Origin of the sequence: Pseudomonas sp. SORT22 (assembly GCF_018417635.1) — a bacterium.
In the GTDB taxonomy this organism is placed as follows: domain Bacteria; phylum Pseudomonadota; class Gammaproteobacteria; order Pseudomonadales; family Pseudomonadaceae; genus Aquipseudomonas.
Genome location: NZ_CP071007.1, coordinates 2,522,071 through 2,547,663 on the forward strand (window position 1 = coordinate 2,522,071; position 25,593 = coordinate 2,547,663).

21 protein-coding genes are annotated in these 25,593 nt (G+C 64.2%); 11 read left to right on the forward strand and 10 right to left on the reverse strand.

Going from position 1 to position 25,593, the window contains the following annotated elements; all coding sequences use genetic code 11:
- Nucleotides 1–12: 12 nt before the first annotated feature.
- The 3 genes from JYG36_RS11800 to JYG36_RS11810 form a co-directional block, all read right to left on the reverse strand.
- Nucleotides 13–834 carry a WG repeat-containing protein gene (locus JYG36_RS11800; RefSeq protein ID WP_176794246.1) on the reverse strand — a complete coding sequence of 274 codons (822 nt, stop codon included), beginning with the start codon at nt 832–834 and terminating at the stop codon, nt 13–15.
- 77 nt (nt 835–911) lie between these two features.
- Nucleotides 912–1,391: a GNAT family N-acetyltransferase gene (locus JYG36_RS11805; RefSeq protein ID WP_045195638.1), complete on the reverse strand. Its 480-nt coding sequence runs from the start codon at nt 1,389–1,391 to the stop codon at nt 912–914.
- Between the two features lie 34 nt (nt 1,392–1,425).
- The gene (locus tag JYG36_RS11810) at nt 1,426–2,637 is read right to left on the reverse strand and encodes a multidrug effflux MFS transporter (protein ID WP_213604044.1); all 1,212 of its coding nucleotides are present in this window, start codon (nt 2,635–2,637) and stop codon (nt 1,426–1,428) included.
- A 90-nt stretch (nt 2,638–2,727) separates the two neighbouring features.
- On the opposite strand from JYG36_RS11810, the gene pdxR reads away from it, so the two are divergent.
- Nucleotides 2,728–4,182 carry a MocR-like pyridoxine biosynthesis transcription factor PdxR gene (pdxR, locus tag JYG36_RS11815; RefSeq protein ID WP_213604046.1) on the forward strand — a complete coding sequence of 485 codons (1,455 nt, stop codon included), beginning with the start codon at nt 2,728–2,730 and terminating at the stop codon, nt 4,180–4,182.
- 62 nt (nt 4,183–4,244) lie between these two features.
- Nucleotides 4,245–5,009 (forward strand): trans-aconitate 2-methyltransferase, encoded by a 765-nt coding sequence (gene tam / locus JYG36_RS11820; protein WP_093381607.1) that lies wholly within the window; start codon nt 4,245–4,247, stop codon nt 5,007–5,009.
- A 140-nt stretch (nt 5,010–5,149) separates the two neighbouring features.
- Here tam and JYG36_RS11825 read toward each other — a convergent pair whose 3' ends face one another.
- Nucleotides 5,150–5,533 (reverse strand): DUF2784 domain-containing protein, encoded by a 384-nt coding sequence (locus tag JYG36_RS11825; protein WP_093381611.1) that lies wholly within the window; start codon nt 5,531–5,533, stop codon nt 5,150–5,152.
- Between the two features lie 124 nt (nt 5,534–5,657).
- Between JYG36_RS11825 and JYG36_RS11830 the strand changes: the two genes are divergently transcribed.
- Nucleotides 5,658–6,287, forward strand: coding sequence for a LysE family translocator (locus tag JYG36_RS11830; RefSeq protein ID WP_093381613.1), 630 nt, complete (start codon nt 5,658–5,660; stop codon nt 6,285–6,287).
- A 40-nt stretch (nt 6,288–6,327) separates the two neighbouring features.
- Nucleotides 6,328–8,235, forward strand: a complete 1,908-nt coding sequence (locus JYG36_RS11835; protein ID WP_093381617.1) for a hypothetical protein — start codon at nt 6,328–6,330, stop codon at nt 8,233–8,235.
- A 56-nt stretch (nt 8,236–8,291) separates the two neighbouring features.
- On the opposite strand, the gene preA is transcribed toward JYG36_RS11835, so the two are convergent.
- The 3 genes from preA to hydA all read right to left on the reverse strand — a co-directional run bounded on the left by preA (nt 8,292) and on the right by hydA (nt 12,481).
- The gene (preA, locus tag JYG36_RS11840; RefSeq protein WP_093387493.1) at nt 8,292–9,569 is read right to left on the reverse strand and encodes an NAD-dependent dihydropyrimidine dehydrogenase subunit PreA; all 1,278 of its coding nucleotides are present in this window, start codon (nt 9,567–9,569) and stop codon (nt 8,292–8,294) included.
- Nucleotides 9,566–10,933, reverse strand: a complete 1,368-nt coding sequence (locus JYG36_RS11845; RefSeq protein WP_213604048.1) for an NAD(P)-dependent oxidoreductase — start codon at nt 10,931–10,933, stop codon at nt 9,566–9,568. Before JYG36_RS11845 ends, preA begins: the two co-directional genes overlap by 4 nt.
- Before the next feature lie 102 nt (nt 10,934–11,035).
- Nucleotides 11,036–12,481, reverse strand: a complete 1,446-nt coding sequence (gene hydA / locus JYG36_RS11850; RefSeq protein WP_213604050.1) for a dihydropyrimidinase — start codon at nt 12,479–12,481, stop codon at nt 11,036–11,038.
- A gap of 331 nt (nt 12,482–12,812) precedes the next feature.
- Between hydA and JYG36_RS11855 the strand changes: the two genes are divergently transcribed.
- On the forward strand, nt 12,813–14,300 hold the full coding sequence (locus JYG36_RS11855) for an NCS1 family nucleobase:cation symporter-1 (RefSeq protein ID WP_195884425.1): 1,488 nt from the start codon (nt 12,813–12,815) through the stop codon (nt 14,298–14,300).
- 44 nt (nt 14,301–14,344) lie between these two features.
- Nucleotides 14,345–15,628, forward strand: a complete 1,284-nt coding sequence (locus tag JYG36_RS11860) for a Zn-dependent hydrolase (RefSeq protein WP_213604052.1) — start codon at nt 14,345–14,347, stop codon at nt 15,626–15,628.
- Nucleotides 15,629–15,687: 59 nt separating this feature from the next.
- On the opposite strand, the gene JYG36_RS11865 is transcribed toward JYG36_RS11860, so the two are convergent.
- Nucleotides 15,688–16,557: a LysR family transcriptional regulator gene (locus JYG36_RS11865; RefSeq protein ID WP_045194066.1), complete on the reverse strand. Its 870-nt coding sequence runs from the start codon at nt 16,555–16,557 to the stop codon at nt 15,688–15,690.
- A gap of 195 nt (nt 16,558–16,752) precedes the next feature.
- Here JYG36_RS11865 and JYG36_RS11870 point away from each other — a divergent pair, with 195 nt between their 5' ends.
- From JYG36_RS11870 to JYG36_RS11880, 3 genes are all read left to right on the forward strand, one after another.
- Entirely contained in the window at nt 16,753–18,069 is a 1,317-nt protein-coding gene (locus JYG36_RS11870) for an MFS transporter (protein WP_213604054.1), read from the forward strand.
- 18 nt (nt 18,070–18,087) lie between these two features.
- Nucleotides 18,088–19,479 carry an FAD-dependent oxidoreductase gene (locus JYG36_RS11875; protein ID WP_213604056.1) on the forward strand — a complete coding sequence of 464 codons (1,392 nt, stop codon included), beginning with the start codon at nt 18,088–18,090 and terminating at the stop codon, nt 19,477–19,479.
- 94 nt (nt 19,480–19,573) lie between these two features.
- On the forward strand, nt 19,574–20,281 hold the full coding sequence (locus JYG36_RS11880; RefSeq protein ID WP_045194063.1) for a YebC/PmpR family DNA-binding transcriptional regulator: 708 nt from the start codon (nt 19,574–19,576) through the stop codon (nt 20,279–20,281).
- Between the two features lie 62 nt (nt 20,282–20,343).
- On the opposite strand, the gene JYG36_RS11885 is transcribed toward JYG36_RS11880, so the two are convergent.
- Complete coding sequence (locus JYG36_RS11885) at nt 20,344–21,636, reverse strand: leucine-rich repeat-containing protein kinase family protein (RefSeq protein WP_213604058.1); 1,293 nt, start codon at nt 21,634–21,636, stop codon at nt 20,344–20,346.
- Between the two features lie 141 nt (nt 21,637–21,777).
- Between JYG36_RS11885 and JYG36_RS11890 the strand changes: the two genes are divergently transcribed.
- The gene (locus JYG36_RS11890; protein ID WP_213604060.1) at nt 21,778–23,667 is read left to right on the forward strand and encodes a propionyl-CoA synthetase; all 1,890 of its coding nucleotides are present in this window, start codon (nt 21,778–21,780) and stop codon (nt 23,665–23,667) included.
- A 36-nt stretch (nt 23,668–23,703) separates the two neighbouring features.
- On the opposite strand, the gene zapE is transcribed toward JYG36_RS11890, so the two are convergent.
- The gene (zapE, locus tag JYG36_RS11895; protein ID WP_502937510.1) at nt 23,704–24,807 is read right to left on the reverse strand and encodes a cell division protein ZapE; all 1,104 of its coding nucleotides are present in this window, start codon (nt 24,805–24,807) and stop codon (nt 23,704–23,706) included.
- A 242-nt stretch (nt 24,808–25,049) separates the two neighbouring features.
- On the opposite strand from zapE, the gene JYG36_RS11900 reads away from it, so the two are divergent.
- Entirely contained in the window at nt 25,050–25,577 is a 528-nt protein-coding gene (locus JYG36_RS11900) for a Csu type fimbrial protein (protein ID WP_093381651.1), read from the forward strand.
- The last annotated feature ends 16 nt before the right edge of the window (nt 25,578–25,593 follow it).

Below are 25,593 nucleotides of genomic sequence, written 5' to 3' on the forward strand. Positions count from 1 at the left end.
TTGGAAATACTCTCAGGGTAGCTTCAATGGCTCGTATTCCAAGGGCGTTTCGTTGCCCTTGCGGTCGATCCGGTAGTGCTTGCCGTCGCGTTGTACGATGGCCTGGCCGTCGCGAAAAAAACCGGGTCTGTCATAGATATAGGGCAGGACCACCTTGCCCTTAAGGTCGATAAAGCCCCATTTACCTTCTTTTGCCGCGCTCAGCAGATTGTCGTTGATCAGCCGTCCGCCCCAGGTATTGTAGGCGAAGCCGTCGTATTCGAAAGGCAGCACCACTTTGCCGGATGTGTTCATCAGGCCGCTTTTTTTGCTGGCGCTGTCGTTCAGCAGCACATAGCCCTTCTCGGTAATGGGCCGCGAGCTGAAGCGCAGGGGGATCACCTGCTCGCCCTTGCGGTTGATCATGCCGAACAGGTTGCCTTTGGCGACTACCGCCAGGCCATCCTTGGCGTCGTCGAAACCCTCTACCCAGTCATACTCGAACGGCACCACGGTGCGGCCCCGGGTATCGATGTAGCCACACTCGGAATACGTCAGGCAGACGCCTGCCAGGCCATCGCTGAACGGCCCGGGGCGCTTGTAGAGGGTCGGGATGAGCAACTGCCCCTTGCGGTCCATGTAGCCCCATTTGTTGTTGATGCGAACGGCTGCCATGCCTTCGTGGTAAACCGGTTGCAGCTCGATGGACGGCGCAACGATGACCTTGCCGCTGGGGTCTTTAAGGCCATACAGGTCATTTTCCTTGAAACTGACCGGGTCGGCGGGGGTGGCGCTGCAGGCCGCCAGGGCAGCGCCCAGGCACAGTAACGGGAGGGAGCGAAAGAGGGCCTTCAATTCAGTGCATTCCTTGGCAAGGCGAGGTAAGGGCAAGGCGCGCACCTTAGCCGATCGCGCCGCACTTGCCCAGCCATTCAACCGCGGGCGAAAGCCTCAAGGCCGGCGCCTTCGAGGCGGTAGCGCACCCATTCATCCTGGGGCAGGGCGCCCAGGGATTTATAGAACTGGATGGCCGGCTCGTTCCAGTCGAGCACGCTCCACTCCAGGCGCCCGCAGCCGTTGGCCAGGGCTTCGACGGCGATATGACGCAGCAACTGCTTGCCGGCACCGCCACCGCGTTGCTCGGGGGTGATGTACAGGTCTTCGAGGTAAATGCCGTTGCGCCCCAGCCAGGTCGAGTAGCTGTAGAAGTACACCGCATAGCCAATGGCCTGGCCGTCGCGCTCGCAAATCAGGCTCAGGGCCTTGGCGCCGTCGTCGAACAAGGTGCGTTCGATGTCGGCCCGGGAGGCGATTACTTCGTGGACGGCGCGCTCGTAGTCGGCAAGCTCGGTGATGAAGGCGAGGATCTGGGCGGCGTCTTCGCGCCGCGCGGGGCGGATGGTCAGGCTCATGGCAGGCTTCCGGCGGGTGAGGTAATCGCCCATGTTAGCCGGAACCGGCCTTGAGCGTCATCGCTTCGCTGCGCAGCCATTTGAGCACCAGGGCAAAGGCCAGGCTGGCCAGCGCAGTCATGCCGGCCAGGGGCCCGGCGCTGCCATCGGAGAGCTGGCCGATGACCAGGCTGCACAGTGCAGTGAAGGCCATCTGGATGAAAAAGAACAACCCCGAGGCGCTGCCGGCGATGGCCGCATAAGGCTGCAGCACCGCCCACTGGCAGGCCGGAATGGCCAGGCCCACCGAGAGCATGATCAGCAGCATCGGCAGGACGATCGCCAGCAGCGCGTCGGGCCACAGCCGGGTGGCGAGCATCAGCAGCAGCGCGCCAGCCAGGTTGAGCACCAGGGCCTGGCCGAGCAAGGCATCGGCGCTGTAGCGGCCACTGCGCCGGCGAAACAGCTGCGAGCCTACCAGGTAGCCACCGACGGTGACGGCGAACACCGCGGCGTACTGCGCCGAACTCAGGCCCAGGCGGCGTTGCAGCAGGGTCGAGGACTCGGCGATGAACGGGAAGTAGGTGCAGTAAACGCAGGCAATCGCCAGTGAATAGCGCATGAAGTAGCCGTCACCGAGCAGGCGCAGGTAGACCTTCAGCACCGGTTGCTGACGCTGCCCGTCCACTTGCGGCGGGCGGGTTTCCGGCAGGCGCAGGGCGATCAGCAGCAGGCTCAGGGCAGCGCTCAAGGTCAGCAGCAGGAAGATCCAGCGCCAGCCCAGGCCGGTTTCGATCAGGCTGCCCAGCACGGGCGCGATCATCGGCGACAGCGCCATACCCATCGACAGGTAGCCGAGCAACTGGCCCTGTTGCTGGCGGTCGAAGTGATCGCGCACCATAACCCGGCCAATCACCGCCCCGCAGCAACCGCCCAGGGCCTGGAACAGGCGCGCGGCAATCAGCACCTCGACACTGCTGGCCAGGCTGCAGGCAAGGCTTGCCAGCAGGTAAATCGTGCCGCCGAACAGCAACAGCGGGCGGCGGCCAAAACGGTCGCACAGCGGGCCGCTGATCAGCATGCTCAGGGCGTAGCCGAGCATGTACAGGGTCAGGGTCAGGTGCAACTGAGCGTCGCTGGCGTGCAGGGCGATGGCGATGTCGGGCAGGGCGGGCAGGTAGATGTCCAGGGCCACCCGCGGCAGGCAGACAATCATCAGCAGCAATAGAAGCCAGGTTCGCGGGCCGGGCGAGGAGGGGGTGGGCATTGAACGGTTCCTTGTGATCGATGCGCAGACCTTAGCGGCCAATGTGGTTTAATCGGCAGCGCCATTAAGAACAAACCTGATTGGACCACTATGCGCACAGGCAAAGCCGCCATCGCCCTCGATCTCCCGCTGCCCACGGCATTGGCCCAGGGCAAGCAGCAAGGCGCCTATGCCGCCCTGCGCGATGCGATCCTCGACAAGCGCCTGGCGGCCGGCAGCCGCTTGCCCTCGACGCGCACCCTGGCCGAGCGTTGGCAGCTGTCGCGGGGCACCCTGGAGCTGGTGTTCGAGCGTCTGCGCGATGAGGGCTATGTCAACCGGGTGGCCGGCTCCGGTACCCGGGTGTGTGCGGTGGTGCCTGACGCCTTTATCGCTGCTGGCAGTGAGCCGGCAGCGGCGCCGGCGTGCCAGCCGCTCAGCGCACCGAGCACGGCCAGCGGCGCCGGTGTGCAGGTGGGTGTGCCGTTTGTCGCGCGCCTGGCCGACCCGGCGCTGTTCCCGCTCAAGGCCTGGTCCCAGGCGCTGGCCAAGGCCCTGGCGACAGCGCCGGCAGCCTTGCTCAGCTCGCCGGATGCGGCCGGGCTGCCGGCCCTGCGCGAGCAGATCGCCGACTACCTGCGCCGCTATCGCGGCATCCGCTGCACTGCCCAGGACTTGATCGTCACCAGCGGCATCCGCCAGTGCATCGACCTGTTGGCGCGCAGTGTGATTCGCCCGGGCGACAAGGCCTGTGTCGAAGACCCCGGCTACCGCACCGCCAGGTCGCTGTTTGCGCGGGCCGGGGCGCAGGTGGTGGCGGTGCCGGTAACCGCCGAGGGCATCGACGCGCAAGCGCTTGAGCGTCACCTGGATGCCCGCCTGGCCTGCGTGACCCCGGCGCACCAGTCGCCGTTGGGCGTGACCCTGTCGGTGTCGCGGCGGCTGATGCTGCTGGACTGGGCCAAGCGTGCCGAGGCGTGGATCGTCGAAGACGACTACGACAGTGAATTCAACTACAACAACGCACCGCTGCCGGCGCTCAAGGCGCTGGATCACGGCGACCGGGTGATCTACTGCGGCAGTTTCAACAAGACGCTGTTCGCCGGCCTGCGCGTGGGTTTCATGCTGGTGCCGGCGAGCCTGCGCGCACCGTTGCTTTCGACCCTGCAGGGCACCGGCGGCGCGGTCGGGGTTACCGAGCAACTGGGCCTGGCCGAGTACCTGGCCAATGGCAGCTTCGTACGCTACCTGAGGCAGGCGCGCCAGGCCTATCAGCAGCGCCGCGACCTGCTGCTCGCCTGCCTGGCCGAGCATGCGCCGGGCTGTTATGAGGTCAGCGGCCAGCAAGCCGGTTTGCACTTTGTCCTGTGGTTGCCGGTAGGGGCGGATGAGCAGGATTTTTGCCAGCGCGCCGCCGACCAGGGCCTGCAACTGCAACCGATCGGCAGCTTCTGCCAGCAGGTGCAACTGCGGCCTGCGGTGATGATCGGCTTCACCGCCCTGAGCGATGCGCAGCTGCGTTTTGCCGGGCGCAAACTGGCGGCATTGCTGTGCGAGGTTTCTTAATCGGCGGGTAACCGGCATGCTAGGACACGCTCGATTTCCCAAGGCCACTAAAGGAACCTGCGATGACCTGGTCAGCTGCGCAATACAGCACCTTCGAGAACGAACGCACGCGCCCGGTGCGCGACCTGGTGGCGGCGCTGCCCAACCACACAGTCGCCAGCGCCGTGGACCTGGGCTGCGGCCCGGGCAACTCCACGCAAGTGCTCGCCAGCCGCTATCCCGAGGCGCAGGTGACCGGCCTGGACAGCAGCGAAGACATGATCGCCGCCGCCCGCCAGCGTTTGCCGCAGCTGGCCTTCGAAGTGGCTGATATCGCTAGCTGGAGCGTCGATGAGGGTGTCGATGTGATCCTCGCCAACGCCTCGCTGCAATGGCTGCCCGACCACGCGCTGCTGTACCCGCAGCTGGTACGTCAACTGAGGGCCGGTGGCAGCCTGGCGATCCAGACCCCGGACAACCTCGACGAACCGGCCCACCGCCAGCTTCGCGAGATCGCCAAACTGGGCAGCTGGGCCAGCAAGGTCGGTGACCTGAAACTGCCGCCACGGCACACTGCGGCCTATTACTACGATGTGCTCAGCCCCCATTGCCGGCGCGTGGACGTCTGGCGCACCACTTATTACCACCCGCTGGCAGGCGGCGCGCCGGCGGTAGTGGAGTGGTTCAAGGGCTCGGCATTGCGGCCGTATCTGGCGGCGCTGGATGCCCAGGAGCAGGCAGATTTTCTGCAGTATTACCTGCAAGCGATGGAGCAGGCGTATCCGCCTGCCGCCGATGGCACGGTGCTGTTGCCGTTTCCGCGCCTGTTTATCGTTGCTACACGCTAGGCTTTGTACGAAAAGTGCCTGCGCGACGATCATGCTGCGTTGAAAACAGGCTCGGAATGCTCATTTACAACTCGTAAACTCCGCTTCCTCGCCTGTTCTCGCCTTGCCTGATCGCCGCTCGGCGACTTTTCGTACAAACCCTAGGCAATGCGCTGCTGACGCCGCGCCTGCCACTGGCGCATTACGCGCAGGTAGACCAGGCCGTTGACCAGCACCACCACCGAGCCGAGCACCAGCTGGATGCCAGGCGTCAGCCCCGCCGGGTAGATGATCGGCCAAATGTAGTGCTCGATGAAACCGCCTTCATAACCGGCCAGGCCCGAGGCCTGGCGCAGGCGGTTTTCCCACTCGGTGAGCGGGCAGGTGAGGTGCAAGAACTCCACGGCCATGCCCCAGCTCATCGCCGGCAGATGCCACCACATCGCACCGCGCCATTTGAGCACCAGCAAACCGCCAAACAGCACGAAGACAATGAACAACAAGTGAAACAGCACCAGACCATCGGCGCCCAGGCGGTAAAGCATGACGATTCCTTCCTCGCGGGGATATTCCTGTAACCGTCATGATATAGGCATTCGCGGGATGGCACGATTGCCATGATCAGTCTGGCCGAGGCATGCTTGGGCCTTTCTGCCCGCGGAGCCCGCCATGGAAGCCTCGACCCTGCTGCTCTACGTTATCGCCGCCAGCGCGGTGATGATCACCCCCGGCCCGGCGATGCTGCTGGCCCTTAACAATGGCGCTTCCCACGGCATGCGCGTGGCCGGTTTCGGCATGGCCGGGGCGATGCTCTCCGACCTGGTGTTGATTGCGGCGGTGGGCTGTGGCCTGGGGGCGTTGCTGCAGGCTTCGGAGCAGCTGTTCAGCGTGGTCAAGTGGGTGGGCGCGGTGTACCTGCTGTACCTGGCCTGGGTGCTCTGGCGGGCGCCGAGCGGGGCCTTGCAACGTAGTACGGTGAGCGCTGGCGCCACGGGGCGTTCGGCCTTCTTGCGGGCCTTGTTCGTCGGCTTGTCCAACCCCAAGGGCTTGCTGTTCTTCTCGGCGTTCCTGCCGCAGTTCATTCGCCCCGAGCAACCGGTGGCCGAGCAGTACCTAGTGCTGGCGATCACCAGCGCGGCGATCGACGGGCTGATGATGGCCGTCTACGCCTATGGCGGGCGGCACGCCATGCGGCGCTTTTCGGCGCGCACCATGCAGTGGATCAACCGCAGTTGCGCCGGCATGCTGGCGGCGCTGGCAGTGGGCTTGAGCCTGTACCGGCGCAGTGATCTACGCTGAAACTGCGGTACCCACTTGAACCGAATCTACAGGAACCACCATGAATGGACTCACGGTAGTGAGCGCTCAGGCGTTGTGGCGCGAGCTGCTCAGTGGCGCAGGTATTGAACTGAAGCTGAAGCGGCGTCCGGGGCGTGATGTACAGTTTGACCATCAGGTACAGCAGGCGCTGCTGGCGTCGGTACCTTCACTGGTTGCTCACCCATCGGTGGAGGCCCTGTTGAAGGCAGATGCGCGCAGTGGTTTGGCTCAGGTCAGCGTCGAGACCTTGCTGGTGGCCGTACTGACCTCCCAGCGCGATTTCGGTGTGATGATGAAGGATATCCTGCAGACCTTGGCCCTGGCTGAGGCGCAGGGGCAGCAGCCGCTGAGCGTGTCTTTTCGCTTCAAGAATGTGAGCAATCCTATCAAGTCGACGCTGGAGGCATTTCGTCAGAGTGTTGAGCGGCTGGAAAGGGTATTGGTTTCGCGGTATGAGTTAGCTTCGGCCGTTCAGCTCTGGGAATTAAGGAATAGCTTGAAATCGTTTGTGCCGGGGGTCGGCAGCACGAAATGCGAGGGGTTTCCCCAGGTGCTGCCTATGCCGGCTACTCAGCATGCCGAATTTGATCATGTAGTGCTGCGTCTTGCGCAATTGCTGAATGATCTTAGAAGCTGGTGTGGGAGCATGGCTTCAAGCAGGGATGGTCTAATGGCCTCTCGGTTGCCCAGCTTGTCAGAAGTGGATCGTGCACGGATCTCGGCAACCCACGATCAGGTAGATGCCGGAATCGAGTTCTACCTCAGGTCGATTGTCGAGGGAGTCCGCCAGGGCAGGCTCGCCCCCCAGGATATTGTGGCGAGCGTCACACCAACACTCGACGCACTGACAACACGCGAGCAATGGGTCGATCGCACCCGCAAGGAGTTGCTTGACCTGCTCAACCTGCCGTTATGGCGCAAGCGCCACGAGCTCTATTCCGTATGGGTTGGCAGCGTTCTGCTGCAAACTGCAGCGCGGCGTACCGAAAGCCTGCAATTCCATCCCGATGCAAATGGGGTCTTGTCTTTCGCGTTTGGGGGTAGCCGGCTGGCGTCTTACCAGTGGCAGGGTGAGCAGTATGATGTCTGGGCAGAGTTGCGCTCCGACCTGATAGGGACCAGTAAAAAACGCAAAGTCGGTATTCAACCGGACTTTCGCATCCTGCGCGTCGATTCTGCCGGCGACCGTAACAGCAACACCCGTTTTGTCCTTGAGTGCAAACATTACCTGAACGCCAGCCGCGGCAACTTTACCGTTGCCGCCGATGACTATGCGCGCAGTTGTCCGCAGGCGGATGTGTTCGTGGTCAATCACGGTCCGGCAGATCACGCCGCTCTTGTGGCGGCCAATGAAGTCCTGGCAGTCAGCCGCATTCGTTACATCGGCGAAGCGACTGCAGAAATGGAGCGTCTACAGCCGAAGCTGGCCACCCAGATCGAAAACGCACTATTCGTTGAAACGCTTGACGTTGCTGCACAAACACTAACAAAAGACACTGGCCCTCAACTTACAAGCGGCCGGGCAGGAAAAGTATGCCTGAGCTGGAGCGCCGCACTCGGAGATCTGGATGTCGCCCTGAACATGCCGCAGGCGTCGCTCAATGAACAGCCAAGCGTGAGTTACGCAAACAGGGGCGATCTGGAAAGGTCGCCTTACGCCCGTCTTGTCCAGGATGTAATGACGGGCCCGGGAATGGAGGTCATCGATATCTCTTATTGGTACTACAGGCGCTACGATATCGTGGTAACCAACTATTCCAAGGTTGGCGAGCTCACCGCCGAACATGTCTGCTGCACAGTCACACTGGGCACGAATGTACACACGTTTTATCCCAAGCCTGTTCAGCTCGAAGCCAACCGGTGGCAGGTTGGCCGAATTGAGCTGATCAACGGCAAGCCTACGTTGTTTGAGTTCGAGCCCGAGTAGCTTTGTGAGCAAGGCGACCTTGGCGCTTTGCAGCGCCAAGGTCGTAACCTTATGCCTCAGGACGCTTCGCGATAGGGGTTGCGCGGGTCATGCAGCCAGTCGAGGAACGGCTTGCCAGTGTCCTGCGGGACCATCTCGATGCAGTCCTGTACCGGGCAGGTGATCTGGCACAGGTTGCAGCCCACGCATTCGGCGTCGATCACCTCGTAGCGGTGGCTGCCGTCGGTCTGCTTGAGGTTGGCGATGGCCTGGTGCGAGGTGTCTTCGCAGGCGATGTGGCAGCGCCCGCAACCGATGCACGCCGCCTGGTCGATCCTGGCCACCACCTGGTAGTTGATGTCCAGGTACTTCCAGTCGGTGGTGTGGCCCACGGCGCGGCCCTGGAACTCCTTGAGGCTGCGGTAGCCCTGGCTGTCCATCCAGCGCGAGAGGCCATCCTTCATCTCGTCGACGATGCGAAAGCCATGCAGCATCGCCGCCGTGCACACCTGCACCGCGCCGCAGCCGAGGGCGACGAACTCGGCGGCGTCACGCCAGCTGCCGATGCCGCCAATACCGCAGATCGGCAGGCCGTGGGTGGCCGGGTCGCGGGCGATTTCGGCAACCATGTTCAGGGCAATCGGCTTGACCGCCGAGCCGCAATAGCCGCCATGGGTGCTCATGTCGCCGACAATGGGGTGGGCAACCATGCGTTCGAGGTCGACGCTGGTGATCGAGTTGATGGTATTGATCAGCGACACCGCGTCGGCGCCACCACGATGGGCGGCGCGGGCCGACTGGCGGATGTCGGTGATGTTCGGTGTCAGCTTGACGATCACCGGCAGCGAGCAGTACGTCTTGCACCAGCGGGTGACCTGTTCGACGTACTCCGGCACCTGGCCGACCGCCGCGCCCATGCCGCGTTCGGGCATGCCGTGGGGGCAGCCGAAGTTGAGCTCGATGCCGTCGGCGCCAGTGGCTTCGACCAGCGGCAAAATGGCTTTCCAGGATTCTTCGACGCAGGGCACCATCAGCGAGACGATCAGTGCGCGGTCTGGCCAGTCCTTCTTCACCTGGGTGATTTCGCGCAGGTTGATTTCCAGCGAACGGTCGGTGATCAGCTCGATGTTGTTGATGCCCATGACCTCGCGGTTGGCCCCGTAATGCGCCGAGTAACGCGACGAAACGTTGACTGCGGCGGGGTCTTCGCCCAGGGTTTTCCAGACCACGCCACCCCAGCCGGCCTGGTAGGCACGGACCACGTTGTAAGCCTTGTCGGTGGGCGGTGCGGAGGCCAGCCAGAACGGGTTGGGCGCCTTGATGCCAGCGAATTCGATCGACAGGTCAGCCATTATGCAGCCTCCACATTGAGCATCAGGTGCGCATGCATGGCCTCGGCGGCCAGCTTGCCGTGCTGCACGGCCTGGACGGTAAGGTCCTGGCCGAGCTGGGTGCAGTCGCCGCCGGCATACACGCCGGGCAGGCTGGTGCGCAGCTGCTCGTCGACGCGAATGCGCTCGCCCTCGCGGGCCAGCTGCTGGCCGCTGCTGTCGCTCAAGGCACTGGCATCGAAGGCCTGGCCGATGGCTTTGAAGATCGCGTCGGCAGCCAGTTCGAAGGTCTCGCCGGTTGGCTGCAGGCGGCCATCGCTTAACTGCGTGCGGGCAAAGCGCATGCCGCGCACCCGGCCCTGATCGTCGAGCAGCACTTGTTCGGGCTGGGCCCAGGTCAGCAGGCGTACCTGGTTGTCCTTGGCGATGTGTTGCTCGTGCGCGGTGGCGCCCATGTCCTCGACGCCACGGCGATACACCAGGTTGACGTCGCGGGCACCGAGGCGGGCCATTTGCACGGCCATGTCGATGGCGGTATTGCCGGCGCCGAGGACGATGCAACGGTCGGCCACCGGCAAGGCGCTGAGGTCATCGGCCTGGCGCAGTTCGCGGATGAACTCGGTGGCGGCGAGCATGCCCGGCGCCGCCTCGTTGGCCAGGCCCAGCTGGCGCACGGCATTCAGGCCCAGGCCGAGGAACACCGCGTCGAACTGCTGTTGCAGCTCGGCCAGGCTGAGGTTGTCGCCCAGCACCTGGCCGTGACGAATCTCGATGCCGCCGATCTGCAGGACAAAGTCCAGCTCGCGCTGGGCGAAATCGTCGACCAGCTTGTACTTGGCGATCCCGTATTCATTGAGGCCGCCGGCTTTGTCCCGGGCTTCGAAGATCACCACGTCATGGCCGTGCCAGGCCAGGCGGTGGGCGCACGACAGCCCCGCCGGGCCGGCGCCGACCACGGCAATGCGTTTGCCGGTGCTGGCGGCGCGCTGGAACGGGTGTTGGGCAAACTCGGCATGGTCCACGGCATAGCGCTGCAACAGGCCGATCAGCACCGGCGCGCACTCCTGGTGGTTGTTGCGCACGCAGGCCTGCTGGCAGAGGATCTCGGTGGGGCACACCCGCGCGCAACTGCCGCCGAGGATGTTGGCCGAGAGAATTTTCTGCGCCGCGCCCTGGACGTTCTCCTGGTGGATGTTGCGGATGAACGAGGGGATGTCGATCTCGCTGGGGCAGGCGTTGACGCAAGGCGCGTCGTAGCAATACAGGCAGCGTGAGGCTTCAAGCGCGGCCTGGCGGGCGTTCAACGCTGGCGCCAGGTCGCTGAAGTGTTCGGCGAGGGTGGCGTTGTTCTCGGACGGTCGGGGGAGGTGGTTGAGGGAATCGATCACGGTGGGTTCCTCATTTTTTTATTTTTTTTGGGGAAGGCTTTGCCTTCCATCGCGGGTCAAGCCCGCTCCCACATGTGGGAGCGGGCTTGCCAGCGATGCTCTTCAGCGCTTAACGGCGACCGGCCGGGAATGCCCGGCCCGCTTGCTGAGCAGGTCGAACACCGCCGGGTACGCCGGCCGTTCTATGTAGCGCCCGGCGCCGCGCTCGGCGCGCAGGTCGCCGTTGGCCCAGACCAGCTTGCCCTGGCTGATGGTGTGGCTGGGGATGCCGCGCACGGTCTTGCCTTCGAAGATGTTGAAGTCCACCTGCTGATGGTGCGTGGCCGCCGAGATGGTCCGTGTGCCTTGCGGGTCCCAGAGCACCAGGTCGGCGTCGGCACCGACGCGCAGGGCGCCCTTGCGCGGGAACAGGTTGAAGATCTTCGCGGTGTTGGTCGAAGTCAGGGCGACAAAGTCCTGCATCGACAACTTGCCGCTGTTGACCCCTTCGTCCCACAGCACTGCCATGCGGTCCTCAATGCCGGCAGTACCGTTGGGGATGCGGCTGAAGTCGTCGCGCCCGGCGGCTTTCTGTTCGGCGCAGAAGCAGCAATGGTCGGTGGCGGTGGTGTGCAGGTTGCCCGATTGCAGGCCGTGCCACAGCGCCTCCTGGTGGCCGTCCTGGCGCGGGCGGAACGGCGGGCTCATGACGTAACCGGCGGCGGTTTGCCAGTCGGGGTGGCGGTAGACGCTGTCATCCAGCAGCAGGTGCCCGGCCAGCACTTCGCCGTAGACCTGCAGGCCCTTGTTGCGCGCGTAGGTGATTTCATCCAGGGCTTCGCGGGTCGAAACATGCACCAGGTACAGCGGCGTGCCGAGGGTTTCGGCGATGCGAATGGCGCGGCTGGCGGCTTCGCCTTCAACCTGCGAGGGCCTTGATAGCGGGTGCGCTTCCGGCCCGGTAATGCCCTGGGCCATCAGCTTGCGTTGCAGGTGATAGACCAGTTCGCCGTTCTCGGCATGCACGGTCGGCACCGCGCCGAGCTCCAGGCAGCGCTCGAAGCTGGCGACCAGGGTGTCGTCGGCGGCCATGATCGCGTTCTTGTAGGCCATGAAGTGCTTGAAGCTGTTGACCCCGTGCAGGCGCACCAGTTCGCCCATCTCCTCGCGCACCTGCTCGCTCCACCAGGTCACGGCGACGTGAAAGCCGTAGTCGCTGGCCGACTTCTCGGCCCAGCCACGCCACTGGTGGAAGGCTTCGAGCAAGGACTGCTGCGGGTTGGGAATCACGAAGTCGATGATCGAGGTGGTGCCGCCGGCCAGGCCCGCGGCAGTACCGCTGTAGAAGTCTTCGCTGGCCACGGTGCCCATGAAGGGCAATTGCATGTGGGTGTGCGGGTCGATGCCGCCGGGCATCAGGTACTGGCCGCTGCCGTCGAGCACTTCACAGCCGGCCGGCACTTCAAGGGCAGGGCCGATGGCCTTGATCACGCCGTCGGCACACAAGACATCGGCGCGGTAGCTTTCTTCATGGGTAATCAGGGTGGCGCCACGAATCATAAGCGTCATCAGATGCTCCTCGCAGGCTTGACCGGTTGTTACCGGTTCTAGGTTTTGTACTTTTTTCAGCGTAGGCGAAAACCTGTCATCGCTGTCAGGAAATGAATCTAGTCGGCGATTTCAGATAGGGCAAATATTTAATTTATATGCATGTAACAAGGTTAACTTACTGATTTATAAGAGTTATATGATTTGAGCGGTGCTGAGGGAAAACGACCAGTGGTCCTGTCGTTCTTGACAGGTTGTAGAAATGGTCAAGATTTCTCATGGGCAACCGTGATTGCCCACATGCCCGTGCAATGCAACCAACTCCCAAAAACACAACAACAGTGGAGCGGCCATGCAGCAGACCAGATCGCAGGTGAGCGAACGCGACGGCTTGTTCGAACTCGACGCCGGCAGCGACGTCCTCGACAGCCCCAGGTATAACCACGACATCGCCCCGACCAAGGTGCACGAGCGCACCTGGAACAAATGGCACATCACCGCGCTGTGGGTCGGCATGTCGATCTGCGTGCCGACCTACACCCTGGGCGGCGTGCTCACCGCCTATTTTGGCCTGACCGTGGGCGAGGCGCTGCTGGCGATTTTGCTGGCCAACACCGTGGTATTGATCCCGCTGACCTTGAACGCTTTTCCCGGTACCAAGTACGGCATTCCCTTTCCGGTGCTGCTGCGTTCGTCCTTCGGCATCATCGGCTCCAACGTACCGTGCCTGATCCGCGCCCTGGTGGCTTGCGGCTGGTTCGGCATCCAGACGATGTTCGGCGGCCTGGCCATTCACCTGTTTCTCGGCTCGCTGTCGGCGGACTGGAAAGCCCTCGGCGGCACCGGCGAGGTGATCGGCTTCATGCTGTTCTGGTGCCTGAATCTGTGGGTGGTGCTGCGCGGCGCCGAGTCGATCAAATGGCTGGAAACCCTGTCGGCGCCGCTGCTGGTACTGGTGGGAGCGGGCCTGCTGGTGTGGGCCTTGCCCAACGTTTCGATCAGCGAGTTGATGGCCCAGCCGCCCAAGCGCCCCGAGGGCGCCAGCGTCTACGGCTACTTCTTTGCCGGGCTCACTGCGATGGTCGGTTTCTGGGCCACCCTGTCGCTGAACATCCCCGATTTCAGCCGTTACGCGAAAAGCCAGAAGGACCAGATCCTCGGGCAGATCTTCGGCCTGCCACTGACCATGTTCCTGTTCGCCGCCCTCGGCGTGGTGCTGACCGCAGCCTCTGCCTCGCTGGTGGGCGAAACCGTGTCCGACCCGGTCAGCCTCATTGGCCATATCCAGAGCCCGATGTGGGTGGCGCTGGCCATGGCCCTGATCATCATCGCCACGCTGTCGACCAACACCGCGGCCAACATCGTCTCGCCGACCAATGACTTCCAGAACCTGGCGCCCAAATGGATCGGCCGCACCACGGCGGTGCTGCTCACCGGCCTGGTGGGCTTGCTGCTGATGGGCCATGAGCTGCTGAAAAAGCTCGGCTGGATCGTCAGCGACGTCAGCCTGGAGAGCGTCTATTCCAACTGGCTGCTGGGCTATTCGAGCCTGCTCGGGCCGATAGCCGGGATTATGGTGGTCGACTACTTCATCACCCGCAAACAGACCCTGGACCTCGCCGGCCTGTACCGCGACGACGTCTACCCGGCCTGGAACGCCGCTGGCTTCATTGCCTTCGGCGTGCCGGTGGCGCTGACCCTGCTGTCGCTGCACAGCAGCGCCTTCAGCTGGTTCTACGACTTTGGCTGGTTCACCGGTTCTGCCCTGGGCGGGCTGATCTACTACGCCCTCGGTAGCTTCAGGGCCGCCCGCACGGCCAACCTCAAACCCACCGTGTAAGCCCATGGCCCGCAGAGGCCAGGCACGTGATGCAGGAGACGCACATGCAAACCGCTCAGGATGTTCTGCAATCGACCCAACGGCATATCAACGGCGAACGCCTGTGGCAGTCGCTGATGGAGCTGGCCCGGCTTGGCGCCACGGTCAAGGGTGGCGTTTGCCGGCTGGCTTTGACCGACCTCGATCGCCAGGCCCGCGACCTGTTCGTCAAATGGACCGAAGAGGCCGGCTGCACCGTCAGCATTGATGGCGTCGGCAACATCTTCGCCCGCCGCCCGGGGCGCAACCCGCAATTGCCGCCGGTGATGACCGGCAGCCATATCGATACCCAGCCCACCGGTGGCAAGTTCGATGGCTGCTTTGGCGTGCTGGCCGGGCTGGAAGTGCTGCGCACCCTCAACGACCTCAAGGTCGAAACCGAAGCGCCGCTGGAAGTGGTGGTGTGGACCAACGAAGAGGGCTCGCGCTTTGCTCCGTGCATGATGGGTTCGGGGGTGTTTGCCGAAAAATTCACCCTGGCCCAGACCCTGGCCAAGACCGACGCCGAAGGCATCAGCGTCGGCGAGGCGCTTAACGCCATTGGTTATGCCGGGCCGCGGGCGGTCAGTGGTCATCCGGTGGGCGCCTATTTCGAAGCGCATATCGAGCAGGGGCCGATTCTTGAAGACCAGCACAAGACCATCGGCGTGGTGCTTGGCGCGCTCGGGCAGAAGTGGTTCGACCTGACCCTGCGCGGCGTCGAGGCCCACGCCGGGCCAACGCCGATGCACCTGCGCAAGGACGCCCTGGTCGGCGCCAGCGCGGTGGTGGCGGCGGTCAACCGCGTGGCGCTGGAGCACCAGCCCCATGCCTGCGGCACGGTCGGTTGCCTGCAGGCTTATCCCGGCTCGCGCAACGTCATTCCTGGCGAGGTGCGCATGACCCTGGATTTCCGGCATCTGGAGCCGGCGCGGCTCGACTCGATGATCGCCCAGGTCAAGGATGTGATCAGCAGCACCTGCCAGCAGCATGGGCTGACCTACAGCCTGACGCCGACCGCAGACTTTCCACCGCTGTACTTCGATGAGGGTTGCGTGCAGGCGGTGCGCAGCGCAGCCCAGGGCCTGGGGTTGTCGCACATGGATATCGTCAGTGGCGCCGGGCATGATGCGATCTTCGTCGCCGAACTGGGCCCGGCGGGGATGATCTTCGTCCCCTGCGAGGGCGGCATCAGCCACAACGAAATCGAGAATGCCGCGCCGCAAGACCTGGCCGATGGCTGCGCGGTGCTGTTGCGCTCGATGTTAGCGGCGGCCCAGGCGGTGGCGCGGGGCAGGGAGGCGGCTTAGGCCCTGATCGCGGGTCAAGCCCGCTCCTACTGTAGGAGCGGGCTTGACCCGCGATGGGACTAAAGGCTGTCCTGCACCATCTGCAAAAACGTCGCCACCAGCCGCCGTGAGCTCTGCTCGCGCAAGCACACCAGGGTCTCGGTCAAACGCCGCTGGCAATCGACAATCGGCAACGCACACACCCGCGCATCGGCGCCGAACTCGGCGGCCGACACCACGCCCACACCAATCCCCACCACCACCGCCTCGCGCGCAGCTTCGCGGCCTTCGACCTGGATCGCCGCGCGGATGCGCAGGCCGGCGCGGGCCATTTCTTCTTCCAGGGTCTGGCGGGTGACCGAACCCGGTTCACGCAGCACGATTGGCGTGTCGTCAAGGTCGGCCAGGCTGATCGAACCACGGCTGGCCCAGGGGTGGTTGTGCGAAACGAAGGCCACCATCGGGTCGCTGCGCAGCGGCACGCACAGCAGCCGGTCATCATCAACGTCGCGGCCGAGCAGGGCCAGGTCGGCCTGGTAGTTGAACAGCCGCAGCAGCGACTCGTCGGTATTGCCGGTCTCGACCTTGACGCTGATCCCCGGGTACTGCTGGCAGAAGCGCGCAATCTGCGGCAGCACGTGCACCGGCGCATCCACCGCCAGCACCAGGGTGCCGGTCTGCAAGGCGCGCGAATCCTGCAGCAGCTCATGGGCTTCGGCCTCGCAGACGAACAAGCGCTGGGTGATCGCCAGTAAACGCTCGCCCAGATCGGTCAGTTGCACCGAACGCTTGTTGCGGTGAAACAGCAAAACCCCGAAACGTTCTTCGAGTTTACGCACCTGGTCGGAGATCGCCGGCTGGGTCAGGAACAACCGTTCGGCGGCGCGGGTGAAGCTGCCGTGCAGGGCAACTGCGTGAAAAGCCTTCAACTGAGCGTGGGACACCGACATCGCAGCACCTGTTACAAGCTGAGCTTATTTGTGAAATACGATAAATCGATTTTATTTATCAGTCAGTAATTGTTTCTATCTGAGCAGGTGACGGGTTCGACCGGCCGTCACGCAGTGCGCAACACAACAACAAGACAGGCGTTTTTTTTTTTCAAATTCTGCCGGCACACTCAGCTCTCGAGGTCAGATCCCACCATGAACAAACACGTTGCAGATATCAAACGTTGGCGCGTGCAGATTTTTGCCATCACCTGGCTGGCCTACGCCGCGTTCTACTTCACCCGCAAAGCCTTTTCGGTGGCCAAGCTCGGCATCGCCGAAGACCCAAGCTTCACCCTCGACAAAATGGCCATGGCCAACCTCGACGCCATCTACCTGACCGCCTACGCATTCGGGCAATTTACCTGGGGCATGCTCGCCGACCGCTTCGGCCCGCGGGTGGTGGTGCTCGGCGGCCTGGTGATTTCTGCCGCCGCTGCCGTGGTGATGGGCAGTTACGCGACCTTCCCGATCTTTGCTACCTGCATGCTGGTCCAGGGTATGGCGCAATCGACCGGCTGGGCCGGGCTGTGCAAGAACATCGGCAGCTTCTTTCCCTCGTCCCAGCGTGGGCGGGTGCTGGGGTTGTGGAGCTCGTGCTATGCCTTCGGCGGCCTGGTGGCCTCGCCGTTTGCTGGCTGGTGGGCCTACACCCTGATCGGCAGCTGGCATGCGGCGTTCATCTCCAGCGCGGCGGTGGTGGCGCTGGTAGCGGTGCTGTTCTTCATCTTCCAGCGCAACAAGCCTGAAGACGTCGGTTTGCCGGCGGTGGAGCCCGAGCCCGAAAGCATGGTGCCGGGCTCGACGATTTGCAGCATCTGGGCGCCGTTGCGCGAGATCCTGCGCAACCGCACGGTGCTGACCCTGGGGCTGGCGTACTTTCTGTTAAAACCTGCGCGCTACGCGATTCTGCTCTGGGGCCCGGTGATCGTCTTCGAACAGATGCCGTCGGTGGGCAAGGTTGGTGCGGCAATCATCCCCACCGCCTTCGAGCTGGCCGGCTTGCTCGGCCCGATCATGATTGGCCTGGCTTCGGACAAACTTTTCGGCGCCCGGCGCATGCCGGCCTGCGTGATCAGCCTGGTGGTGCTGACCGTGGTGCTCGGGCTGTTCATGGCCGCCCTGCATACTGGCAGCGTGTTGCTGGTGGTGGCCTTGCTGTTTGTCATGGGCCTGACCCTGTACGGGCCAGACTCGATGATCAGCGGCGCTGCCGCCATCGACTTCGGCACCGCCAAGGCCGGCGCCACTGCCGCAGGCTTCGTCAACGGCTGCGGTTCGGTCGGGGCGATTCTCGGCGGCCTGCTGCCGGGTTACTTCGACAGCGTCACGGTGTTCATCGTCTTTGCCGGTTGTGCGCTGTTTTCCGCCCTGGTGCTGCTGCCGCACTGGAACAGCCGCCCGGCCAGCCCCGAGCACACCCCGGCCGTTGCCCCCAACACGGCCATGGCGATCAAACCGCTGCGTACCTGAACCTATAAGGAAACCGACATGAGACCGTTCTGGCTGCAACAGGCGCTGGACCAGGAAGTTGCACCCGCGTGCCCGCCGCTGGCGGCTGATACCGACTGCCAGGTGTGCATCGTCGGGGGCGGCTACACCGGCCTGTGGACGGCGCTCATGCTCAAGGAGCACAACCCGGCGCTGGATGTGGTGCTGATCGAGGCCGACATCTGCGGCGCCGGCGCCAGTGGGCGCAACGGCGGCTGCGCGCTGTCGTGGTCGGCCAAGTACTTCACCCTCGAACGCCTGTTCGGGGCGCAGGAGGCGGTGCGCCTGGTCAAGGCTTCGGAGCAGAGCATCTACGCCATCGGCGAGTTCTGCCAGGCCCATGGCATCAACGCCGACTACCGCCTGGACGGCACCTTGTACACGGCCACCAATCGCGCCCAGGTCGGCGCCACCGATGGCGTGATTGCAGCGCTTGAGCGCCAGGGCATCAACTCGTTCCGGCGCCTGGCGGTTGCGCAGGTGCAGCGTCTGGCAGGCTCGACCAGGCACCTGGAAGGCTGGTTCTCGCCGGCCGCTGCCACGGTACAGCCGGGCAAACTGGTGCGCGGCCTGCGCCGGATCGCTTTGCAAAAGGGCGTGCGCATTTATGAGGGCACGGCCATGAGCGGTTTGCAGCAAGGGCCGCAGGCGCTGGTCGAAACCGCCCGTGGCAACATCCGCGCCGGTCGCGTGGTGCTGGCCCTCAACGCCTGGATGGCGCGGGCCTTCCCGCAGTTCGAGCGCAGCGTGGCGATCGTCTCCAGCGACATGATCATCACCGAGCCGCAACCGCAGTTGCTCGAACAGATCGGCCTGACCAGCGGCATCAGCGTGCTCGATTCGCGGATCTTCGTGCATTACTACCACAACACCAGCGATGGCCGGCTGATGCTCGGCAAGGGCGGCAATACCTTCGCCTACGGCGGGCGGATGCTGCCGGTGTTCGACCAGCCTTCGCCCTATGAGCCGTTGCTGCGCCGCAGCCTTGGCGAGTTCTTCCCGGCCCTGGCCCAGGTGCCGGTTGCCGCGACCTGGAACGGGCCGTCGGACCGTTCGGTGACCGGCTTGCCGTTTTTTGGCCGGCTCAATGGCCAGGGCAACGTGTTTTACGGCTTTGGCTACTCGGGCAGCGGCGTCGGCCCCTGCCACATGGGCGGGCAGATCCTTTCGTCGCTGGCCCTGGGCCTGGACAACCCATGGACCCGCTCGCCGCTGGTCAACGGCCCGCTGGGCTACTTCCCGCCGGAGCCGATCCGCTACCTGGGCTCACTGATGGTGCGCAATGCCATCCGTCGCAAGGAGCAGGCCGAAGACAACGGCCGCCGCCCGCGCCACCTTGACGTGCGCCTGGCGCGTTTTGCCGCTGCTGCGGGCAAGGCCGACAAGGGCTGAAGGGTTTTTTTGTCGATGGCCTGCGGAGCGTATAAACTGCTTGCCACTTTGGCCGGTCGCTACCTGAACCGGCACCTGAAACAAGAGAGTCGAGATGGGCGCACAGTGGAAAGCCAAGCATAGAGAAGTCGCAGCCAACGCCAAAGGCAAGATCATGGGCAAGCTGTCCAAAGAGATCCAGATCGCTGCCAAGTCCGGCGCCGACCCGGACATGAACCCGCGCCTGCGCCTGGCCATCGAGCAAGCCAAAAAGGCTTCGATGACCCGCGAGACCCTTGAGCGTGCCATCCGCAAGGGTGCCGGCCTGGACGGCGACGCGGTGCAGTACACCGCCGTCACCTACGAAGGTTTTGCCCCGCACCAGGTGCCGCTGATCGTCGAGTGCCTGACCGACAACGTCAACCGCACCGTGGCGCAAATCCGCGTACTGTTCCGCAAGGGCCAGCTGGGCGCTTCCGGTTCGGTGGCCTGGGACTTCAACCATGTCGGCCTGATCGAAGCCACGCCGGCCAGCCCTGACGCTGACCCGGAAATGGCCGCCATCGAAGCCGGCGCCCAGGATTTTGCCGAAGGCGAAGAAGAGGGCGCGACCCTGTTCATCACCGACACCACCGACCTCGACGCCGTGCAGAAAGCCCTGCCGGGTCAAGGCTTCACCGTGGTCTCGGCAAAAATCGGCTACACCCCGAAAAACCCGGTCAGCACCCTGAGCGATGAGCAGATGGCAGAGGTTGAAGCCTTCCTGGAAGCGATCGACGATAACGATGACGTGCAGAACGTCTATGTAGGTCTGGCGGGTTGATGTAAACCGTAAGGGCCTCATCGCGGGTCAAGTCGGTGCGACGCCTCGACTTGACCCGCGATTCAGACGCCGCGAAGCCGCTGACAAACCTCGGCAAACCCCGGCCGCAGCATCACCTCATCCCGCACACACTCGCGCTGCACCCCCCGCAACACCTCGCAATCGCCCTCGCAACACGCCAGCAACTCCCCCAGCAACACCCCGAACGCCAGCACCTCGATCCGCTGCAGCGCTTCAGTCGCCACGCTGCCATCCAGCGGATGGAACGACGCCGCGCCAAAGTCCCCCAGCAAGCAGTCGCCATGCTCGTCACACAGCACGTTGTGCGCATACAGGTCGCCATGGGTGATGCCGTGCCCGTGCAAATGCGCGCCTACCGCTGCAATGGCAGCGGCCAGGCGCCGCACGCTGGCAAGGCGCAAACGCCGCTCGGGCGGATAACAGTCGCGGGTGCATGAATCCAGGCTCGGCGGCCCGGCCAGGTTGAACCAGCTCGGCTCGATCAACTGCATCACCAGCGCCGGCAGTTGCTGCGGGCGGTTGTCGATACGCCCGGCCAGGCGCACCAGTTGCGGGTGATCGCCAGCGGCAATGCAGGCGCTCATTTCGTTGAGCGGCAAGCCGTCGCTGGTGATCTCGCCCTTGTACAGCTTGACCGCCACTGGCGCGCTCTGCTGCTGCCAGCGCGCCTGGTGAATGACCCCGGACGCGCCCTGGCCCAATACCTGTTCAAGGTCGATCTGCTGCCAGTCAATCACCTGGCAATGGCCAGGATCTTGCGGTGTGCAGTAGCCCGCCGCCATGGGGTTGCCGGCGTAGGCCAGCCAGGCCAGGCGCGGCATCTGCAGCAACCAGTCGGGCAGGGCCGGCAGCCGGTTGGCCGAAAGGCGCAGCAGTTCAAGCCTGGTGCAGCGCGCAAGGCTTGCCGGCAGTTCGCGCAGGCGGTTGCCGGCAAGCATCAGCTTTTGCAGGTGCGGGCAATCGCCCAGGGCTTCGGGCAGGGTTTCGATGCGGTTGTCGGTCAGCACCAGGGCCCGCAGCCGTGGTGGCAGCGCCGCGCCGCTGACCTGCTCGATCTGGTTGCTCTTGAAACCGACCATTTCCAGCATCGGGCACTGGCCGATGCCTTCGGGCAGGTGGCGAAAGCGGTTTTGCGAGCAGAACAGCACCTTGAGCTGGTGCAGCCGGCCCAGGTCCTCGGGCAGGTCGCTTAGGTTGTTACCGGTCAGGTTGAGTACCTGCAGGCTGTCGGCCAGGTCGAAAATTTCCCGGGGGAAGTGTTCCAGCCCGCAGGCCAGGTCGAGGCGGGTAATGCCCGCCAGACGGCCGGCTTTGAGGTCTTCAAGGGTATGCATGGGGGGGCGGCAGGCTCGTAAATAAACGCCGGTCATCATACCGGCAAGATGCGACTTAAGTCCCATGGCAGACTGACAACTGCGGTCCATACTCGAAGCTCGCCCTTTATTAATAACAACAAGTTCAGGGTTCTACATTCGATGACATACCAGCACAGCTACGCCCGCTCCATCGCCGATCCTGCCGCCTTCTGGGCCGAACAGGCCGATCACCTGGCCTGGTACCGCAAGCCCCTGCAAACCCTTGTTGAAAATGCCGATGGCAGCCACCAGTGGTTCGCCGACGGCCGTCTCAACAGCTGCTACCTGGCCCTCGACCATCAGATCGAACAGGGCCGTGGCGAGCAGACCGCGCTGATCTATGACTCGCCGGTAACCGGCAGCCAGCAGCAGTTCAGCTACAACCAGCTGCGCGATGAAGTGGCGCGCCTGGCCGGCTTGCTGCGCGAGCTTGGGGTCGAGAAGGGCGACGGGGTGATCATCTACATGCCCATGGTGCCCCAGGCGGCCATGGCCATGCTCGCCTGCGCGCGTATCGGCGCGGTGCATTCGGTGGTGTTTGGCGGCTTTGCCGCCAACGAGCTGGCGCTGCGCATCGACGATGCCCGGCCCACCCTGCTGCTGACTGCTTCGTGTGGGCTGGAATTCGACCGGGTCGTCGACTACAAGCCGCTGGTCGACCGCGCCTTGCAGCTGGCCAAACACCAGCCGCGCCAGGTGCTGGTGCTGCAACGCCCGCAAGCCACCGCAACCCTGGTCGAAGGCCGCGACCTCGACTGGCTCGAAGCGGTGGCCACGGCCAGAGCAGTGGCGCCGGTGGAACTGGCCGCCGCTGACCCGCTGTACATCATGTATACCTCGGGCACCACCGGCAAACCCAAGGGGATCGTGCGCGAAAACGGCGGCAACGCCGTGGCCCTGAGTTTTGCCATGCGCCACATCTATGGCATGCAGGCGGGCGACGTGTGGTGGGGGATTTCCGACGTTGGCTGGGTGGTTGGCCATTCGCTGATCGTCTACGGGCCGCTGATGAATGGCTGCACCACGGTGTTCTACGAAGGCAAGCCGATCCGCACCCCGGATGCCGGCGCCTACTGGCGGGTGGTCGAGCAGTACCGGGTCAACGGCCTGTTCTGCTCGCCCACCGCCATGCGCGCGATCCGCAAGGAAGACCCCGACGGCGAATTGCTGCGCCGCTATGACCTGAGCTCCCTGCGCCAGCTGTTTCTGGCCGGCGAGAAGCTTGATTCCAGCACCCATCAATGGCTGGAGGCCACCAGCGGCAAGACCGTCCACGACCACTGGTGGCAGACCGAAACCGGCTGGCCGGTGACCGCACCGTGCGTGGGCATGGAGGGCAGTGCAGCGCGGCCGGGCTCGAGCAACCGGGCGGTGCCGGGCTACAACGTACAGGTACTGGATGATGACGGGCATCTGCTCGGCGCCAACCAGCAAGGCTCGATCGTCATTGCCTTGCCGCTGCCGCCTGGCTGCAGCCAGACCTTGTGGGGCGACCACCAGCGCTACCTGGATGCCTACCTGAAGACCTACCCCGGCTATTACCACACCGGCGACGGCGGCTATCTGGATGAAGACGGTTTCGTCTACATCATGGGCCGCACCGACGACGTCATCAACGTCTCCGGCCATCGCCTGTCTACCGGCGAGATGGAAGACCTGGTGGCCCGCCATCCGGCGGTGGCCGAATGCGCGGTGATCGGCGTGCACGACGAGATCAAGGGCCAGGTGCCGCTGGCGCTGGTGGTGCTCAAGGACGGCCAGGACATTGCCCAGGCGCAGTTGCAGAGCGAGCTGGTGGCCAGCGTGCGCGAGCAGATTGGTGCGCTGGCCTGTTTCAACCAGGTGCGGGTGGTCAAGCGCCTGCCCAAGACCCGCTCGGGCAAGATCCTGCGCGCGGTGCTGCGCAAGATTGCCGATCAGCAGCCGTATACACCGCCTTCGACCCTGGATGATCCGGCGGTGTTGGTGGAGATTGAAGCGGTGTTGGCGAGCCTGGCGCGGGTTGGGTAGGGCTTTCATCGCGGGTCAAGCCAGCGCCCACAGAACTCAGCAGCCTGCCTGGCGCAACTGCCCCAACCGACTACGGGTGCGGGCCAGGTCGCTGGCGCTGCCGCTGCCGCCCAGGCTTGCGGCCAGCGGCAGGCTGCCGATCAGCACCAGGTGCTTGTCCTGGTCGTAGAGCACGTCCACCAGGTTGACGAAGCGCTGCTGGGCGGCAATCGAGCAGTCTTCAAGGTTCGGCAGGCAGTCGATGATCCAGTGGTCAAAACGCCGCGCCAGCTCCAGGTAGTCGATCACCGCGGTGGGTTGCTCGCACAGCTCGACAAAGTCAAAGCCCACGGTGCGCTGCTCGCTCAGGCGGGCGCGCAGTGTGCGCTTGCCTACCTCCAGTAAAACCGGCGCGTCACCCGGCTCGGGCAACTGCAGGGCCTGGCGCTGTTCGCGGCTGCCCGGCCACAGGTAATGGCCCTGGGTAAAGCGCTGCTGGCCAGCCGCGCCGGGCAGGCTGCGAAAGTCTTGCTCACCGCCGACTTCCAGCACCTGCATGCGGCTGTTGATCAGGCGGATCACCGGCTCGAAACGCTGGTGATACAACGGGTTGGGCAGCAAGCCTTGCGGCGCGTAGTTGGAGGTTACCAGGAGAAAAATCCGCCGCTCGAACAAGGCCTGAAATAACCGGGTGATGAGCATGGCATCGCCGATGTCATGCACGTGGAACTCGTCGAAACACAGCACCTGGCAGTCGTCGAGCAACTCATCCAGGGTGCAGGCCAGGGCGTCGTCCTGCTGGCGATGATCAAACATGCCCTGGTGCAGGCGGGCGAAAAAGTCATGAAAGTGCAGGCGGCGCTTGCGCGCCTGGGGCAGGGCCTGGAAGAAACCGTCGAGCAGCCAGCTTTTGCCGCGCCCGACCGCGCCGTACAGGTAAAGGCTGCGCGCCTGGCCACTGTCGAGCCGCGCCGCCTCGGTAGCCATATGCTCGATGACCCGCAGCTGGCCGGCGCTCAGGGTGTAGCCGCGGGCCTGGGCCTTGGCGGCAAAATGCTGACGAACGGTCGCCGCCACGCTGTTGTCTTCGGCCACCGGCGTGCGCAAGCGACGCCAGGCGCGCAACGGCGAACGTATCCAGAAAGGGGGCAGGGCAGGCAAACCGGGCTCCTCGGGGCAACGGCACTCAAGGGCCAGCTTGAGCGAGGGCGGCTAATTTAACCAATATGAATAAGGCCGGCCAGCGATCTCTGAGCGGGATAAGTGATGGCTTCTATCGCGGGGCAAGCCCGATCCTACAGATAGATCTTGTACGGGGCTTATACATTTCCCTGCAAACTGGCAGGTTTTTCCTTCACTGCTACCCTCAAGGTCAGATCACTCCTGCGTTGAAGGATGACAAGGTGAAGGGACGCTCTTTGGCGACGCTGCTCGGGCTGAGCATGGCCAGCACGGCAGGCGCCGCCGATTTCATGGTTGAAGTCAAAGTGCAAGTGGAGCGCGGCTGCCTGCTCATCCACCAGCCCCGCGATGCCGGCGCCCAGGCCTTGGGTGTGCTCGATTTCGGCCGCACGGCGCGGCTGGACGACCCGGCCGGCCCGCTCAGCAGCCAGTTGCTCGCGCTACGCCCGCCACGCCTGGAATGCAACCCAGACACCGCTTACCAGGTGCAGGTCGATGGCGGCCAGCACGGCGGTATCGGCGAGGTGCGTTACCTGGCCAGCAACCAGCCTGCGGCGAAACCCATACCCTACCGTTTGTACCAGGACCCGGCCTGGCGCCTGCCGCTGCCGGTCAATGTTGCCCAGCATGCGCGGGTGCCCGATTCGGGCTCGGTGGCGCTGCCGTTGTATGCGCGTATCGAGCGCCTGGCCGAAGTGCCGGCGGTGGGGCGTTATTCGGACCTGCTCAAAGTCACCGTCACCTGGTAACCGGGGCGGCGCCTGC